This window comes from Luteimonas sp. Soil_C_16, from assembly GCF_057657295.1.
Genome location: NZ_JBDGIS010000001.1, coordinates 530,435 through 546,380, shown reverse-complemented (window position 1 = coordinate 546,380; position 15,946 = coordinate 530,435). Strand labels below are relative to the sequence as shown.

Below are 15,946 nucleotides of genomic sequence, written 5' to 3'. Positions count from 1 at the left end.
ACGAGGTGCCGGCCATGATGCCGCAAGTGGCCGAGGCCGCCGCCGATTGGCTACAGTGGCCGCCGGTTCCCCCCTCCAGGAGCACTCGATGATCCGTCGTTTCCGCATTGCGCCGCCGGCTCTGCTGGCCGCTGCCCTCGTTCCGCTGCTGGCCCTGTCGGCCTGCACGCCCGCGCCTGAAGAAGGCTTCGAAGAAGAACAGCCCGCCGCGACCGCGGCCGATGCCGACACCGGCGCCGGCAGCGCGATCGAAACCGAAACCGCGCAGGCCGAGATCGGCGATACGCCCGAGGCCGCGGCGCCGCCGACCGAAGTGCCGGGCGAAACGCCTTGCGATACCGAAGCGGTGCAGAGCCTGATCGGCACCCAGGGCAGCGAGACGGTCTACGCCAAGGCCGTGCAGGATTCCGGCGCCAAGTCGCACCGCGCGCTGGGCCCGACCGACATGGCGACGATGGATTTCCGCCCCGACCGGCTGAACATCGATCTCGACGCGAGCGGCAAGATCACCGGCTTCCGCTGCGGCTGATCCGGTTCGTCCGCTGCGACAACCCGAACGCCCGGCTCGCGCCGGGCGTTCTGCGTTGCGGGCCATGCATCCGCGAAGGAGATCGATCAGCGGTCGTCGCGCGTGCGCTTGAAGTCCACAGGCTGGCCGTCACGCTCGCTGCTCCAGCGACCGCTGGCATCGCGCTCGCAATCGCGCGACACCGGTTCGCCGGGCTGGCTCGGCCGGCTCATGCACAAGGGGTTGCCGTCGACCGCGGCGCTGTTGTCGCGGTACTCGTAGGAGCCGCAGCCAGCGAGCAGCAGGACCGCGCCGGCGATGACGGGAATGCGCATGTGGTGTCTCGATGCGATGGAGATTCGACGATCGCAGATCGTACGAAGCCCCGCAAATACGGTTCGAGGTCGAACGTAGGATGGGTCGAGCGCAGCGAAACCCATCGCGCCTGGTTCGAGCAGCTTCCCGTTGACCCGCTGCGCACTCGATTCTGCGATTTCAATCGTCGCTGTCGGTGCGCCCGCGTTGCAACGATGGGTTTCGCTGCGCTCGACCCATCCTGTGAAGCCTGCCGGTACGCGCGGAATCAGCGGCCCGCTTTCAGCGCATCGAGAATCCGCACGCCGGCGCGGCCGTCGTCGGGCGTCAGGCCGATGCGCCGCTGTTCGTTCTGGATCGCGCGTCGCGTCGCGGTGCCGATCATGCCGTCCACCTCGCCGATCGCATGGCCCCGCGCGAGCAGCAGCGTCTGCAGTTCGCGGCGCTGCGCGCGTGACAGGCCCGGATCGTCGGTCGGCCACGGCGTCTGCAACCCGCTGCCGCCACGCAGGCGGTCCGCGAGCGTGGCGATCGCCAGCGCGTAGCTCTCGGCGGCGTTGTAGGAAAAGATCGCGTCGTAGTTGCTGAAGACGATGAAGGCCGGGCCTTTGGCGCCGGTGGGCACGAGAATCGCCGCCTGCGTATTGCCGGCCGGCAGCGCGCCGCCGTCGACGCGGGTGATGCCGCGCGCGGTCCAGTCGGCGACGGTCCGGCGATTCGTGCGGCCGGCCTGCGCGGTGTCGAAACCGGCCGGCAGCTTGATCTCGTAACCCCAGGGCTGGCCCGTCTTCCAGCCGGCACGCGAACGCTTGAGGTAGTTCGCCGTCGACGCCAGCGCATCGGGAATGCTGTCGACCAGATCGCGGCGGCCGTCGCCGTCGAAATCGACCGCGATGCGCGCGTAGGTGCTCGGCATGAACTGCGTGTGCCCGAACGCGCCGGCCCAGGAGCCGGTGGTGTCGCGGTTGCGCAGATCACCGTCGTGCATCAGCTTGAGCAGGGCGACGAACTCGCTGCGGAAAAACGGCTGGCGGCGGCCGTTGCAGGCCAGTGTCGCCAGCGACACGCGCAGCGGCCGCTTGCCGGAGATGCGGCCGTAGTCGCTCTCCACACCCCAGATCGCGACCACGGTCTCGGCATCGACGCCGTACTGCGCGGCCACGCGATCGAGCAGCGCGCGATGCTCGACCAGACGCGCGCGGCCATCGGCGACGCGTTCGTCATCGACGAGACCAGCGAGGTAATCCCACAGCGGCGTGGTGAATTCGGGCTGCGAATCGAGCAACGGCAGCACCGTCATGTCAGGCGTCACGTCAGCAAGCTGGTCGAACGCCGCCTGCGGAATGCCGGCCTTGGCCGCGTCGCCGCGGATGCCGGCGATGCAGCGCGCGAACGCGGCGGCGTCGTAAGCCGGTGCCGCAGCCGGCGCCGGCGTGGCGGGTGTCTGCGCGGCGGCGCCGCCTGCACACAGCAGCAGGCCGGACAGCGCGAGGCGCGCGGGGATCGGAAGACGAGGCGTCGGAAGACGGAACATGCGGGCGGCCTGCGCGGGCGGGGCGACCACTGTGCACGAGCCGGCGTGGCGGGCGCATCCCCGCGCCGGCGCCGGTTTCACGGTGCGCTCAGCCGACGTCGCCATCGACGTAGACCCAGCGCCCATCCTCGCGCACGAAGCGGCTGCGCTCGCGCATGCGCACCACGCTGCCGCCACCGATGCGGTACTTCGCGACGAACGCGACTTCGGCATGGTCGGCATCGATCACGTCGTGCGCCTTGACGTCGAGGCCGAGCCAGACTGGCTGCGGATCGTCGAAGCCGAGATCGTCCGGACGCGTCGACGCGTGCCAGCTCGCGCGCAGATAGTCCGCATCCCGCTGCACATAGGCGACGTAGCGCGAACGCATCAGGGCTTCGGCGTCCGGCGAAGCGGCACCGTCGTGCAGCGGCTTGCAGCAGTCGGCGTAGGTGCGCGGGCGGCCGCAAGGGCAGGGCGCAGCGGGCGTGATGTCGAGTGTCGGCATCGCGCCAGTGTGCGGCCGCGCCAGCGGCGCGCCAACCAGTGTGCACGCGGAACCGCCGCACGCGGCGTCGCGTGTGCCGTTCGATGCGCGCGGTCGATGCTCACACCCATCCGCGCGCCGCCAGTGAGACCGCCGCGCCATCGCCGACGACGAAGTGATCGAGCAGCCGCACGTCGACCAGCGACAGCGCCTGCTTGAGCTGCGCCGTCACCGCGCGATCCGCGGCGCTGGGTTCGCGGCTGCCGCTGGGATGGTTGTGGCCCACGATCACCGCCGCGGCGTTGTGCGCCAGTGCGCGACGCACGACCTCGCGCGGATGCACTTCGGCGCCGTCGATCGTGCCGCGGAAGAGTTCCTCGAAGGCCAGCGCGCGGTGCCTGCTGTCGAGGAACAGCACGGCGAAGACCTCGTGGGCGAAGCCGCGCAGACGCTGCGAGAAATAGCGGCCGGCGGCGGTGGGGTCGGTCATCGCCTCGCCGCGCGCGAGATCGGCGGCGAGCACGCGGTTGCCGAGTTCCAGCGCCGCCGTCAGTGCGCAGGCGCGTGCGGGACCGAGGCCGGGCAGCGCGGCGAGCCCGGCGGCGCCGCGTTCGATCAGCGCGCGCAACGGTCCGTGCGCGGCGAGCAGCTGCCGCGCGGTCGCCACTGCATCCTGCCCGCGCAGGCCCGAGCCGAGGAAGATCGCCAGCAGTTCGGCATCCGATAGCGCGGCCGCGCCCTGTCCCAGCAGTTTCTCGCGCGGCCGTTCGCCGGCCGGCCATTCGCGGATGTGCATGCGGTCTCCAGACGGAACGCCGGTGCGGGGCGTCGCGTCCCAGGGGAAGGATGCGCGCCGCGCCCGGACCGGCGAGGCCTCCATTGCAGCGCGCGCGGCGCAGGCCCGGCAGCGGCTGCGGACATCGCTTCGGGTAAGCTGTCGGCCGGTTTTCCGGTAGGACAACGCCGACGATGGGCGCCGCATCGACCCTGCTGCACGGGCAGCGCATCCTGCTGTGCGTGTGTGGCGGCATCGCCGCGTACAAGGCCGCGGACCTGGTCCGCCGCCTGCGCGACGCCGGCGCCGAGGTCCGCGTGGCGATGACCGAGAGCGCGCAGCATTTCGTATCCGCAACGACCTTCCAGGCCGTCTCGCACAATGCCGTGCGCACCACGTTGTGGGATCCGGGCGCGGAAGCCGCGATGGGTCACATCGAACTCGCGCGCTGGGCGACCCGCGTGGTCGTGGCGCCGGCGACGGCGAACACGCTCGCCAAGCTCGCGCAGGGCTTCGCCGACAACCTCGTGACCACGCTGTGCCTGGCGACCACGGCGCCGCTGACCGTGTGCCCGGCGATGAACCACCGCATGTGGCTGCATCCGGCGACGCAGGCGAACATCGCGCTGCTGCGCGAACGCGGCGTGCAGGTGATCGGCCCCGACGACGGTCCGCTGGCCGAGGGCGAATCCGGCCCCGGCCGTCTCGCCGAGCCGCAGGCGATCGTGGCCGCGCTGCCGGTATGAGCACGTTGCTCACCGGGCGCCGTGTGCTGGTCACCGCCGGCCCGACGTTCGAAGACCTCGATCCGGTCCGCTTCCTCGGTAACCGCAGCAGCGGCAAGATGGGCTTCGCGATTGCCGCCGCCGCGCAGCGTGCCGGCGCCGACGTGGTGCTGGTCGCCGGCCCGGTGCACCTGCCGACGCCCGACGGCGTGCAGCGCATCGACGTGCGCTCGGCCGCGCAGATGCATGCCGCCGTGTTCGACGCGTTGCCGGCCGACCTCTACATCGGCGCCGCGGCGGTCGCGGACTTCACCCCGGCGCAGATCGCCCCGTCGAAGATCAAGAAGCGTCCGGGCGAGGACGGCCTCGATCTGCATCTGGTGCGCACCCGCGACATCCTCGCCGACGTCGCCGTCGCCGACCCGCGCCCACAGCTGGTCGTCGGTTTCGCTGCCGAGACCGACGATGTCGACGTCAACGCGCGCGGCAAGCTCGCCGCCAAGCGCGTCGATCTGATCGCCGCCAACCGTGTCGGCATCGCCGGCAGCGGGTTCGAAGGCGACGACAACACGCTGCTGGTGCACGACGCCGCAGGCCACGTGCAATTGGGCCCCGCTTCCAAGGCCGAGATCGCCGACCGTCTGGTCGCGCTGGTCGCCGCCCGCCTCACACAGGATCCGCGATGAGTACTGCCGCCACGCACCATGTCCTCGACGTCCGCGTGCTCGACGCGCGCTTCGGCCAGCAGTGGCCGCTGCCGGCCTACGCCACCGACGGCAGCGCCGGTCTCGACCTGCGCGCCGCGCTCGACGAACCGCTGACCTTGCTGCCGGGCGATGTGTCGCTGCTGCCGTCGGGCCTGTCGATCCACATCGGCGATTCCGGCCTCTGCGCCGTGGTGTTGCCGCGCTCGGGCCTGGGCCACAAGCACGGCATCGTGCTCGGCAACGGCACCGGCCTGATCGACGCCGACTACCAGGGCCCGCTGATGATCAGCATCTGGAACCGCGGCAAGGACGCCTTCACGATCGAGCCGGGCGACCGGATTGCGCAGCTGGTCATGCTTCCGGTCGTGCGGGCGACCCTGAATGTGGTGGATACTTTCGCCGAAACCACGCGCGGGGCCGGGGGGTTCGGCCATTCCGGCGTGCGCTGACGGGGAATGCAGATGAGCGAGAAGGAACCGCGACAGGCGGCGGCAGTACTGGCGCAGCTGCGCCAGGCCGCACCATTGCTGGCCGTGCTGCTGGCCGTGCTGGCGCTGTGGTTCGCCTGGAACGGCTGGCAGCAGCTGCGCGGCGAACAGCGCACCGCCGCCGCCGAACAGGGACGCGATGCCGCGGTCGGCGCGACGCAGCAGTCACTGGGCGCGGAACTCAAGCGCATCGACGCGCGCATCGCCGATGCCGCCGTGCAGCGCGCGCTGGCGACGGGCGACCTCGCCGCGGCCGGCACCGCGCTCGCCGCCGACTGGCCGCAGCTCGAAGCCGCCACGATCGTGCCGGCCGATCTCAAGGACGCCTACGCGGGTCTGGACGATGGCGGCTTCGGTCGTCTGTCCGCGCTCGAAGCGGCGCTGGTCGAGGACCGCGCCGTACTCGCCATCGCCCAGATCGACGGCGCGCCGCGCGTGCTGATCGCCGCGCCCGCGCGTGTCGACACGCGCCTGGCCGGCGTCGCCCTGGCGCAACTGCCGATGGCGCTCGCGACCGCCGGTCTCGAAGCCGCACCGCTGGACGGCGCGACCTATCTCGCGCTGCGCCAGGGCAACCACACGCTGCTCTCGCGCGGCGACGAAGGCCTGTCCAACGTCGCGGCGCGCATGGCCCAGCCGATCCCCGGCACGCCGCTGCGCATCGCCGCCGCCGTGCCGCGCGTCGACCCGCCGTTGCTGGGTCTGGGTGCGATCCCACAGCTCGCCGGTGCGGGCGTGTTCCTGCTGTTCGCGGTGGTGGTGTACCGACTGCCGCGCGGCGCCACGTCGGTCGCCAAGGCCGAAGACACCACGCCGACGTTCGCCGAGGCGCTGCGCACGCCGGCAGAAGGTGTCGAAGGCGAGGACGGCATCGCGCCGGCGCCTGTGCCCGTGCGCAGCGAGGCGCCGAAGAAGAAGGCCGCGGCGTCGTCGGTGATCCTCGACCCGTCGATCTTCCGCGCCTACGACATCCGCGGCGTGGTCGGCACGACGCTCGATGCGGGCGTCGCCGAACTGATCGGCCAGGCCGTCGGCTCGCTGATGCGCGAACAGGATCTGGCCGACATCGTCGTCGGCCGCGACGGCCGCCTGTCGGGTCCGGATCTCGTCGCCGGCCTGATCGCCGGTCTGCGCAAGGCCGGGCGCAACGTCATCGACATCGGCATGGCGCCGACGCCGCTGATCTACTTCGGCGCGTATCACCTGCGCACCGGCTGCTGCATCTCGGTGACCGGCAGCCACAACCCGCCGGACTACAACGGCTTCAAGATCGTCGTCGGTGGCGAGACACTGTCGGGCGATGCGATCACCGATCTGCACACGCGCGTCGCCGACGACCGCCTGCACACGGCGCCGCAGCCGGGCGCGGTGTCGGAGCGCGACATCAGCGAGGACTACGTGCGGCGCATCGCCGACGACATCCAGATCGCGCGTCCGCTGAAGATCGTCGTCGATGCCGGCAACGGTGTGGCCGGCGAACTCGGCCCGCGCGTGCTGGAAGCGATCGGCGCCGAAGTCGTGCCGCTGTACTGCGACATCGACGGCACGTTCCCGAACCACCATCCCGATCCGAGCGAGCCGCAGAACCTCGAAGACCTGGTGCGCACGGTGCAGCGTTTCGACGCGGACCTCGGCATCGCATTCGACGGCGACGGCGACCGCCTCGGCGTGGTCACGAAGGACGGCGAGAACATCTTCGCCGACCGCTTGCTGATGCTGTTCGCGGCCGACGTGCTGGAACGCAATCCGGGCGCGATGATCGTCTTCGACGTGAAGTGCACCGGCCGCCTGCCCGGCCATGTGCTGCGCCACGGCGGCAGCCCGCTGATGTGGAAGACCGGCCACTCGCTGATCAAGGCCAAGATGCGCGAGACCGGCGCCGAACTGGCCGGCGAGATGAGCGGCCACTTCTTCTTCGCCGAGCGCTGGTACGGCTTCGACGACGGCATCTACGCCGCCGCGCGTCTGCTCGAGATCCTCGCGCTCGACGATGACCCGTCGGCAGTGCTCAAGGCGCTGCCCAACGGCATCTCGACGCCCGAGATCAAGGTGCCCGCGCCCAACGACGATCCGCACAGCTTCGTCGCCCGCGTGCAGGCCGAATCCGCATTCGACGGCGCGCGCCTGTCGACGATCGACGGCGTGCGCGCCGACTGGCCCGACGGCTGGGGGCTGGTGCGTGCGTCGAATACCACGCCGGTGCTGGTGCTGCGCTTCGACGCCGACACCCGCGATGCGCTCGTGCGCATCCAGCAGACCTTCCGCCAGCAGCTGCTGGCGATCGATCCCGGTCTGGCGTTGCCCTTCTAAGCGCGTCTTCCGCCTACGGCGGAGACACGTTGGCCCCTCTCCCTTCAACGGGAACGAGGGAACCATCGGCGGATGCCGATGGTGGGGTGAGGGCGGCCCCTTTGCGGAAAAACGCGTCAGGCGACGAAGCGCTTCGACGCATTACATCCGTGGAGCACAGACGATGGGTTTCGCTGCGCTCGACCCATCCTGCGAACGCAGTCATGGCATCTCGTGCCCGGAATCCCACATCGGACTGCGGGCCCCGCCGACGATGTTTCACTTCCTGAGGCGATCCCAACGCCTCGCATCCGCATCGCATGCTGGCTGCCCGAATCCACCGGAGTCCGCCGATGCCGCTCCGCCATGCACTTCGAAGCCTCTCGCTCGCCTCGATTCTGCTGCTGTGTGCGGTCTCCACCGCGTTGCAGGCCGCCACGCCCTCGCCGCCCGCGCTGATGCTCGCGCGCGATCTCGGCACCATGCCGATCGACGTGCCTGCGTACTTCGTCAGCGAGAAACTCGATGGTGTGCGCGCCCGATGGGACGGCCGGGCGCTGTGGACGCGCGGCGGACATCGCATCGCGGCGCCGCCGGGCTTCGTGCAGGGCTGGCCGGCGACACCGATGGACGGCGAACTGTGGATCGCGCGCAACCGGTTCGACGTCGTCAGCGGCATCGCACGCAGTACGCGGCCCGACCCTGCGGCGTGGGAGGCGGTGCGCTTCATGGTGTTCGACCTGCCCGCGCATCCGGGACCGTTCGCCGACCGTGTCGCCACGATGCGGACGCTCATCGCGCGGACCGCGCATCCGCAGCTGCGCATGGTCGAACAGGACCGCGTCGCATCGCGCGCCGCACTCGATGCGCGTCTGGCGCAGGTCGTTGCAGCCGGTGGCGAAGGTCTGATGTTGCACCACGCCGATGCGCGCTACGGCGTCGGCCGCAGCAACGCGCTGCTCAAATTCAAGCCGCACGACGATGCCGAAGCGCGCGTGCTCGCGCATGCGCCCGGCAAGGGCAAGTACACGGGCATGCTCGGCGCGCTCGTCGTCGAACATCACGACGGCCGCCAGTTCCGCATCGGCACCGGCTTCACCGATGCGCAACGCGCCGATCCACCGCCGCTCGGCAGTTGGGTCACGTATCGCTACAACGGCCTGACGTCGACGGGCCTGCCGCGCTTCGCGCGCTTCCTGCGCATCCGCGATGAGATGCCCCACTAGAAAGCGTCATCCGCGCAGCGGATGACAACCTAGGCCCCTCTCCCGCTGGGAGAGGGGAGGACCATTTGCAAAGCAAATGGTGGGGTGAGGGGGCGGCCCCTCGCGGAGATGCCTGCGTTTGATCGTGTGATCGTTCTGCCGCTCTCAGACGACTCGCGGTTGGCAGTGCGTCCCGCAACTGCCAAGCCCGCGCGGGGACGCATCCGAGCTCCACCAATCGTCACCAGCAACGCGTCGGCACAACGCTGGCAACATTGCGGCAGCGAAGTAAGCCGCGAGCGTTAGCCCTCACCCCAACCCCTCTCCCGGAGGGAGAGGGGCTCTAAAGCCGTAATCCGTTGCATTGCGTCGCGCAAGAAAACATGCGCCGACGCGAAGTACAGAGTCACCGACGCGCAGCCAGCAACCACCAACCACCAACCAACACCCGCTCAGCAGGCCCGTTCCTTCGCGAACGGATTGAGGCGGCGCACCCAGCTGTCGCCGCAGTCGATGTCGACCGGTTCCGGTTCCACCGGCTTGACCGGCGTGCGTGCAGCGACGCGGGCGCGCTCGAGTTCGGCGATCTTCGCGCGGATCTGCGGCATCGCGGCCAGCGCGGCGCGTTCGCCCTGCAGGATCGCCGCGTTACGCTGCTCGAAACTCGCCGGGCCGATGTCGTTGACCTGCGGACGGATCACCACGTCGGCGCGCGCGAGTTCCTGGCGCCCGAGGTTCTGGCCCATGATCGCGATCGACTGGTTGACGATGCCGAGCATGCTGCCGGGCATCGTGCCGCTGGCCTTGCTGGAGATGTCGACCGCGATCACCAGGTCGGCGCCGAGCTGCTTCGCGGCATCGACCGGCACCGGACTGACGACGCCGCCGTCGACGTAATGCCGGTCGCCGATCTTCACCGGTTCGAACACGCCCGGCACGCTGCTCGACGCGCGCACCGCCTGACCGGTATTGCCGCGCACGAATACGATGCGGTCGCCGGTTTCCAGTCGCGTCGCGACGGCGGCGAAGGGCATGCGCATGCGGTCGAGCGTGCGGTTGCCGACTTCCTGGTTGACGTAGTTCTGCAATGCGACGCCCTGCACCAGACCGCCGGAGAACAGGCGCACATCGCGGATGCTCGACTCGTCGAGCGCGACCGCGCGCTCCTGCATCTGGAACGGATCCATACCGCTGGCGTACAGCGCCCCGACCACGCTGCCGGCGCTGGTGCCCGCCACGACGTCGGCTTTGATGCCGTTGGCTTCCAGCATCTTGATCACGCCGATGTGCGCGAAACCCTTCGCTGCCCCGCCGCCGAGCGCCAGGCCGATCCGCACCGGCTGCGGGCGCGGTGTGACCGCTGCGGGTGTCGTCGGCTGCACCGCGACCGGCGGTGTCGGACGCACGTCATCACGACCACAGGCCGCGAGCACGCACAGGCCGGCGACGAGCAGCGCGGTACGCGCCTGGCGGAACGGGGTGCGGAGACGCATGCGAGGGACGCCGGTTCTGGAGTGCCGCCGAGGATACCGGCGTCTCGCCTGTCGGCGGCTGAAGCACCGCGCGTGTGCTTGCGGACCTTCGACCGCGGATCAGCGCGCGGGACGGCTGCCGAAACGTGTGCCGAAGAAGTCGCCGTCGTTCCAGCGCGGCGGTGCATCGGCATCGCCGACGATGCGCGTCAATGCGACCACGACCTGCGCCATCCGCGCGGCATCGCCGTACTGGATCGGCAGATCCACCTGGTCGCAGGGCTGGTGGTAGCAGTTGCGCAGGAACCAGGTCGCAGCGATCTTCGGCTTCTGGTCGTCGTTGGCCGGCGCGACGCCGGCATCGAGATACAGCGCGGGAATGCCGGCGCGCACGAAGGCGTACTGGTCGCTGCGCACGAACGCGACTTCTTCCGGGAACGGATCGGGCGACACCTCGACGCCGACTTCGCCGGCGGCCTGCGTCACCGCAGCCGACAGCGTGGAATGTTCGCTGCCGATGGCGACGATGTCGCGGGTGGGCGCGGTCAGGATCGGCATGTCGATGTTGAGATTGGCGACCAGCCTGCCGGCCTTGGCCGGCGGATGCCGCGCCAGCCATTCGGCGCCGAGCAGGCCCTGCTCCTCCGCGGTCAACGCAGCGAAGACCGTACTGCGCGACGGCGCGGTGTCACCCTCGGCCAGCGTGCGCGCGGCCTCGATCAGGATCGCCACGCCCAGCGCATTGTCGAGCGCGCCGTTGTAGATCGCGTCGCCGTCGACCGGCGTGCCGGTACCGATGTGGTCGAGATGCGCGGTGTGCACGAGCGACTCGCCGGCGCGTGCCGCGCCGCGACCCGGCAGCACGCCGAGCACGTTGCGCGATTCGAGCGTGTCGATGCGGCTGCGCGTGCGCAGCGTCAGCGTGCCGGGCAGCGCGAAGGGTTTCAGCGTGCCGGCGCGCGCGGCCTCGAAAAGCTGCGCGGCCGTGCGCGGGCCGTCGGCGAAGACCAGATCGGCGGCCGTCGCGGCGACGCGCGCGCTTGCGCGCAACTGCGCAGGCGCATCGACCGGACGATCGTCGGCATCCCGCAGGCGCATCGCCGGCCGCTCCGCCTGCGCGACGCTGCGCGCCCACGGCATGCCGGCTTCGTCATCGACGGTGTTGACCAGCACCAGACCGACCGCGCCGCGCGCGACCACCGCGTCGGTCTTGGTGCGCAGGCTGGCGTAGTGGGCGTGCGGATTCGGCTCGAACCCGCGCGGTGCGCCGCCGAACACGATGGCGATGCGGCCCTGCAGCTCGACCCCGGCGAAGTCGTCGTGGCCGAGTTCCGGCGCGTGAATTGCCTGTCCGACGAACACCGCCGGCGCGGTGACCTCACCCTCGACGGCGTTGAAATCCGGCATCGGCAGGAACTGGTCGTTCGGCCGCAGCGCGATCGTGCGGCCATTGCGCGACACCGACAGCGTCGCCGCGTCCGGGTCCGCCACCGCGCGCACCAGCGGCACGCGCTGGAACCAGCTGCCGTCGTCGCCGGCCGGCTGCAGACCGCTTTCGGCGAAGCGGCGCGCGACGTGTTCGGCGGCGCTGTCGAAGCCCGGGGTGCCGGTCTCGCGTCCGGCCATCGCATCGTCGGCCAGCACGCGCACATCGGCCTCGATCCGCTGCCCGGCCGGCGTCTCGTTGACGACCACCGCCGCAGGCGGCATCGGCGCACCCGGCGCGGTCTGCGCCTGCACCGCCGCGTCACTGTCGCGACCGCCACAGGCGACCAGCCACAACGCGCAGGCGACGGTCAGGACGGGACGGGACATGGGCGGCTCCGGTGCGGGAGGGCGACGGTAGCACGCAGGCCCCCGACGCTTCATGCGGGCATAAAGAGACCCATCACCACCAGCGCCCAGAACATCACGCCCAATGCGATCCAACACAGATTGGCCCAGGTGACGCGACGGTTGCTGCTGCCATCGGGATCGCCACAGGCGTGGTTGGCGGCACTCTGGATCTGCAGCAGCGCGAGCGTGATCGGTGCGATGGCCGCGATCGCCAAGATCCCCGTCATCGGCGATCCGATGCCACGGCCGTCGAGGCGACCGAGGATGTTGCTGGCGATCTCGAAGACCACATAGGTTGTAGCGAGCAGTCCGGGCGACCAGCGGACGTCACGACGGCCCGGTCCGAGCACGGTCTCGATGCGCGCGACGAGTGCGTGGGTGAAGAAGATCGAGAAGAACGCGCGTGGCACCGGCCAGATCGACTCGTGCTGGCCGTGTCCGCGGCGATAGCGCTGCCAATGCATGTAGAACCAGTACAGCCCGTAGACCCCGAAGGTCGCGACGTAGAGCACGCAGAACTTCGGGATGGACACGACGTAGAACGTGTGCGCCTGCAGCGCGTCTGTCGGTGATTCGGCGCGGATCTCGCTGGCCGGCGGCGCGTAGAGATTGGGTTCCGGGCGGATGTCCTGCATCGTTGCGTCCTTGCAATGAGAAGCCTGCATCGTATGTCCGGGCGGCGGCCACGAACAGCCGCCCGATCGCGACACGTCGCCGCCATGGGCTGCGCTACTGTCGGCCCATGTTCGAACTCCACCAGGTGCAGCGCCGCTTCGGCGCGACCGTCGGTCTCGACGGTATCGATCTGCGCATCGCGCCCGGCGCGACGACGGCGCTGATCGGGCCGAGCGGAGCCGGCAAGTCGACGTTGCTGCGGCTGCTGATCGGCCTCGAATGGCCGGATGCCGGCGAGGTCCGGTTCGAAGGCGTACCGCTGCGCCGCGACGCGCTGCTCGCGCACCGCCGGCGCATCGGCTACGTCATCCAGGAAGGTGGACTGTTTCCGCATCTCGATGCGATCGGCAACGTCGGTCTGCTGCCGCGCACGCTGGGCTGGTCGCCCGCGCGCATTACCGCGCGTGCAAGCGAGCTCGCCGCCCTGTGCCGTCTGCCGACGGATGCGTTGCGACGCTATCCGGCCGAGCTGTCGGGCGGTCAGCGGCAGCGCGTGGGCCTGATCCGCGCCTTGATGCTCGACCCCGACGTGCTGCTGCTTGACGAGCCACTGGGCGCGCTCGATCCCATCGTCCGCTTCGAACTCCAGGCCGAGATGCGCGCGCTGTTCGCGCGCCTCGGCAAGACCGTCGTACTGGTGACCCACGACGTCGCCGAGGCCGCGTGGTTCGCCGACACCATCGTGCTGCTGCGCGACGGGCGCATCGTCCAGCAGGGCGCGCCGCGGACCCTGCTCGATGCGCCGGCCGAACCGTTCGTGCGCGCCTTCATGACCGCGCAGCGAAGCGTCGAGGACGCCGCGTGAGGCCGGGCGTGCGGTGCGCCGTCGCAGTGCTGCTGATGCTCGTATGCGGCAGCGCCTTCGCCGCACCGGTCGTCGTCGGCTCGAAGAACTTCACCGAAGGCGTGCTGCTCGGCGAGATCGCGACGCAGGCAGGCCGCGAGGCCGGCGCAGATGTGCGCCACCAGCACCAGCTCGGCGGCACCCGCATCCTGTGGCGCGCGCTGCAGGACGGCAGCATCGACGCCTACGCCGAGTACACCGGCACGCTGGCCGACGAGCTGCTGCAGATGCCGGGCGCGGATATCGTTGCCATGCAGGCGGCGCTCTCGCGCGAAGGCCTGGCGATGACGGCGCCGCTCGGATTCGACAACAGCTACGCGCTGGGGATGCGCCGCGCGCACGCGGCCGGACTCGGCATCCGCACGCTGTCGGACCTGCGCGCGCATCCCACCTTGCGGCTTGGTCTGAGCAACGAATTCATGTCGCGGGCCGACGGCTGGCCCGGTCTGCGCGACGCGTATGCGCTGCCGCAGTCGCCTGATGGTCTCGATCACGACCTGGCCTACCGCGCACTCGCCAACGGCGCGATCGACGCGACCGATCTCTATCGCACCGATGCCGAGATTCCGTATCACGACCTCGTCGTGCTGCGCGACGACCGCCGGTACTTCCCGTCCTACGCGGCGGTCTATCTCTATCGCAGCGATCTGGCGCAGCGCGCGCCGGCGTTGCGCGACGCACTGCAAAGGCTCGAGGGGCGTATCGATGCGGCGACGATGCAGCGGCTCAACGCACGCGTGAAGCTCGACCGCGAAGCGGAATCCGCAGTCGCTGCCGACTGGCTGGGACTGGAAGCACCCGACAGCGACGGACGCGTCACCCGCATCTGGCAGCGCACGCGTGAACACCTCGCGCTGGTCGGCATCTCGCTCGGCGCCGCGCTGCTGGTCGCATTGCCGCTGGGCATCCTCGCCGCGCGTCGACCGCGCCTCGGACAGGCCGTGCTGGCGCTGACCGGCGTGTTGCAGACCTTGCCGTCGCTGGCGGTGTTCGTCTTCATGATCCCGCTGTTCGGCATCGGCGCCGGCCCGGCAATCGCCGCGTTGTTCCTCTACAGCCTGCTGCCGATCGTGCGCAACACGCATGCGGGACTGACCGCGATTCCGCGCGAGCTGCGCGAGACCGCCGCGGCGATCGGCCTGCCGGCCGGCACGCGTCTGTGGCGTGTGGAGCTGCCGCTGGCGCTGCGCACGATCCTCGCCGGCATCAAGACCGCGGCGGTGATCAACGTCGGCACCGCGACGCTCGGCGCACTGATCGGCGCGGGCGGTTACGGCCAGCCGATCCTGACCGGCATCCGCCTCGACGACATCGGCCTGATCTTCGAAGGTGCCGTCCCGGCGGCGCTGCTCGCTCTCGCGGTGCAGGGCGTGTTCGAGATCGCCGAGCGCGTGCTCACGCCGCGGGGAATGCGATTGGCTGCGCGCGGCTGAAGCAGATCAGAGCGTGCCGCTGCGCAGACCGTCGTACACCGTCCACGCGGTCGCGCTGATGCCGAGCAGGATCCAGGCGAGGTTGTAGATCGTGAAGCGCCGGTTGCGGCGCGCATCGGGATCGCCGCACGCGGCGTTCGCCGCCAACTGCATGCGCAGCAGGCATGCGCAGTTGACCGGAATCACGATCACGCCCAGCCACTCGAGCCACAGCCATGCATCCGACACGTGGAATATCAGCCACGGCCATGCGATCGCACTGCCGTAGTTGAGGACTTCCATGACCACGAACAGCGTGGCCAGCGTCATCGGCCACCAGCGCCGGGTGACGCCGCGTTCGACCAGCGTGCGGTCGATGCGGCGCGCCAGCGCGTGGGCATAGAACAGACCGAACACCGCACGCGGCACCGGCCAGATCGTCTCGCGACGTCCCACGCGCCAGCGCGACCAGTGCATCCAGAACCAGAACAGCTGATAGAGGCCGAGCGTGGCGACGTACAGCACGACGAACTTCGTCGGCGCCACCACGTAGAACGGCGCGTCGCGGATCGTTTCGGGCGGGGTGTCTCGGACTTCGGTCGCCGGTGGTGTGTAAGGGTCGTGCGGGATGCTCATGGATGTCGATCGGCATGCGATGGGTCATGGACGCGCCGCATGCTACCGGACCGCCCGTG

At 70.3% G+C, this 15,946-nt stretch carries 14 protein-coding genes and 1 pseudogene; 7 read left to right on the top strand and 8 right to left on the bottom strand.

Going from position 1 to position 15,946, the window contains the following annotated elements; all coding sequences use genetic code 11:
- Positions 1–88 precede the first annotated feature (88 nt).
- Entirely contained in the window at positions 89–529 is a 441-nt protein-coding gene (locus tag AC3A5T_RS02415; protein ID WP_487627196.1) for an I78 family peptidase inhibitor, read from the top strand.
- An 86-nt stretch (positions 530–615) separates the two neighbouring features.
- Here the strand turns inward: AC3A5T_RS02415 and AC3A5T_RS02410 are convergent, their stop codons facing one another.
- The 4 genes from AC3A5T_RS02410 to radC all read right to left on the bottom strand — a co-directional run bounded on the left by AC3A5T_RS02410 (position 616) and on the right by radC (position 3,619).
- A complete protein-coding gene (locus tag AC3A5T_RS02410) occupies positions 616–843 on the bottom strand; it encodes a hypothetical protein (protein WP_487627195.1) in 228 nt (75 codons plus the stop codon).
- Between the two features lie 248 nt (positions 844–1,091).
- Positions 1,092–2,357: a lytic murein transglycosylase gene (locus AC3A5T_RS02405; RefSeq protein ID WP_487627194.1), complete on the bottom strand. Its 1,266-nt coding sequence runs from the start codon at positions 2,355–2,357 to the stop codon at positions 1,092–1,094.
- A gap of 88 nt (positions 2,358–2,445) precedes the next feature.
- Entirely contained in the window at positions 2,446–2,844 is a 399-nt protein-coding gene (locus AC3A5T_RS02400; RefSeq protein WP_487627193.1) for a YchJ family protein, read from the bottom strand.
- A gap of 100 nt (positions 2,845–2,944) precedes the next feature.
- Positions 2,945–3,619 (bottom strand): RadC family protein, encoded by a 675-nt coding sequence (radC, locus tag AC3A5T_RS02395; protein WP_332078844.1) that lies wholly within the window; start codon positions 3,617–3,619, stop codon positions 2,945–2,947.
- Positions 3,620–3,792: 173 nt separating this feature from the next.
- Here radC and coaBC point away from each other — a divergent pair.
- From coaBC to AC3A5T_RS02375, 4 genes and pseudogenes are all read left to right on the top strand, one after another.
- A pseudogene (gene coaBC, locus AC3A5T_RS02390) lies at positions 3,793–5,009 on the top strand (bifunctional phosphopantothenoylcysteine decarboxylase/phosphopantothenate--cysteine ligase CoaBC).
- Positions 5,006–5,479: a dUTP diphosphatase gene (dut, locus tag AC3A5T_RS02385; protein WP_232136500.1), complete on the top strand. Its 474-nt coding sequence runs from the start codon at positions 5,006–5,008 to the stop codon at positions 5,477–5,479. The pseudogene coaBC and the gene dut overlap by 4 nt, the downstream one beginning before the upstream one ends.
- Before the next feature lie 12 nt (positions 5,480–5,491).
- Entirely contained in the window at positions 5,492–7,828 is a 2,337-nt protein-coding gene (locus AC3A5T_RS02380; RefSeq protein ID WP_487627192.1) for a phosphomannomutase/phosphoglucomutase, read from the top strand.
- A 332-nt stretch (positions 7,829–8,160) separates the two neighbouring features.
- A complete protein-coding gene (locus AC3A5T_RS02375; protein WP_487627191.1) occupies positions 8,161–9,033 on the top strand; it encodes a DNA ligase in 873 nt (290 codons plus the stop codon).
- 431 nt (positions 9,034–9,464) lie between these two features.
- Here AC3A5T_RS02375 and AC3A5T_RS02370 read toward each other — a convergent pair whose 3' ends face one another.
- The 3 genes from AC3A5T_RS02370 to AC3A5T_RS02360 form a co-directional block, all read right to left on the bottom strand.
- Positions 9,465–10,505, bottom strand: coding sequence for a patatin-like phospholipase family protein (locus tag AC3A5T_RS02370; protein WP_487627190.1), 1,041 nt, complete (start codon positions 10,503–10,505; stop codon positions 9,465–9,467).
- Between the two features lie 99 nt (positions 10,506–10,604).
- A complete protein-coding gene (locus tag AC3A5T_RS02365) occupies positions 10,605–12,299 on the bottom strand; it encodes a M28 family peptidase (RefSeq protein ID WP_487627189.1) in 1,695 nt (564 codons plus the stop codon).
- 50 nt (positions 12,300–12,349) lie between these two features.
- On the bottom strand, positions 12,350–12,955 hold the full coding sequence (locus tag AC3A5T_RS02360) for a hypothetical protein (RefSeq protein WP_487627188.1): 606 nt from the start codon (positions 12,953–12,955) through the stop codon (positions 12,350–12,352).
- Positions 12,956–13,062: 107 nt separating this feature from the next.
- On the opposite strand from AC3A5T_RS02360, the gene AC3A5T_RS02355 reads away from it, so the two are divergent.
- A complete protein-coding gene (locus AC3A5T_RS02355) occupies positions 13,063–13,800 on the top strand; it encodes an ATP-binding cassette domain-containing protein (RefSeq protein WP_487627187.1) in 738 nt (245 codons plus the stop codon).
- Positions 13,801–13,835: 35 nt separating this feature from the next.
- Positions 13,836–15,272 (top strand): ABC transporter permease/substrate-binding protein, encoded by a 1,437-nt coding sequence (locus AC3A5T_RS02350; RefSeq protein ID WP_487627433.1) that lies wholly within the window; start codon positions 13,836–13,838, stop codon positions 15,270–15,272.
- Between the two features lie 6 nt (positions 15,273–15,278).
- Here AC3A5T_RS02350 and AC3A5T_RS02345 read toward each other — a convergent pair whose 3' ends face one another.
- Complete coding sequence (locus tag AC3A5T_RS02345; RefSeq protein ID WP_487627186.1) at positions 15,279–15,887, bottom strand: hypothetical protein; 609 nt, start codon at positions 15,885–15,887, stop codon at positions 15,279–15,281.
- Positions 15,888–15,946: the final 59 nt, after the last annotated feature.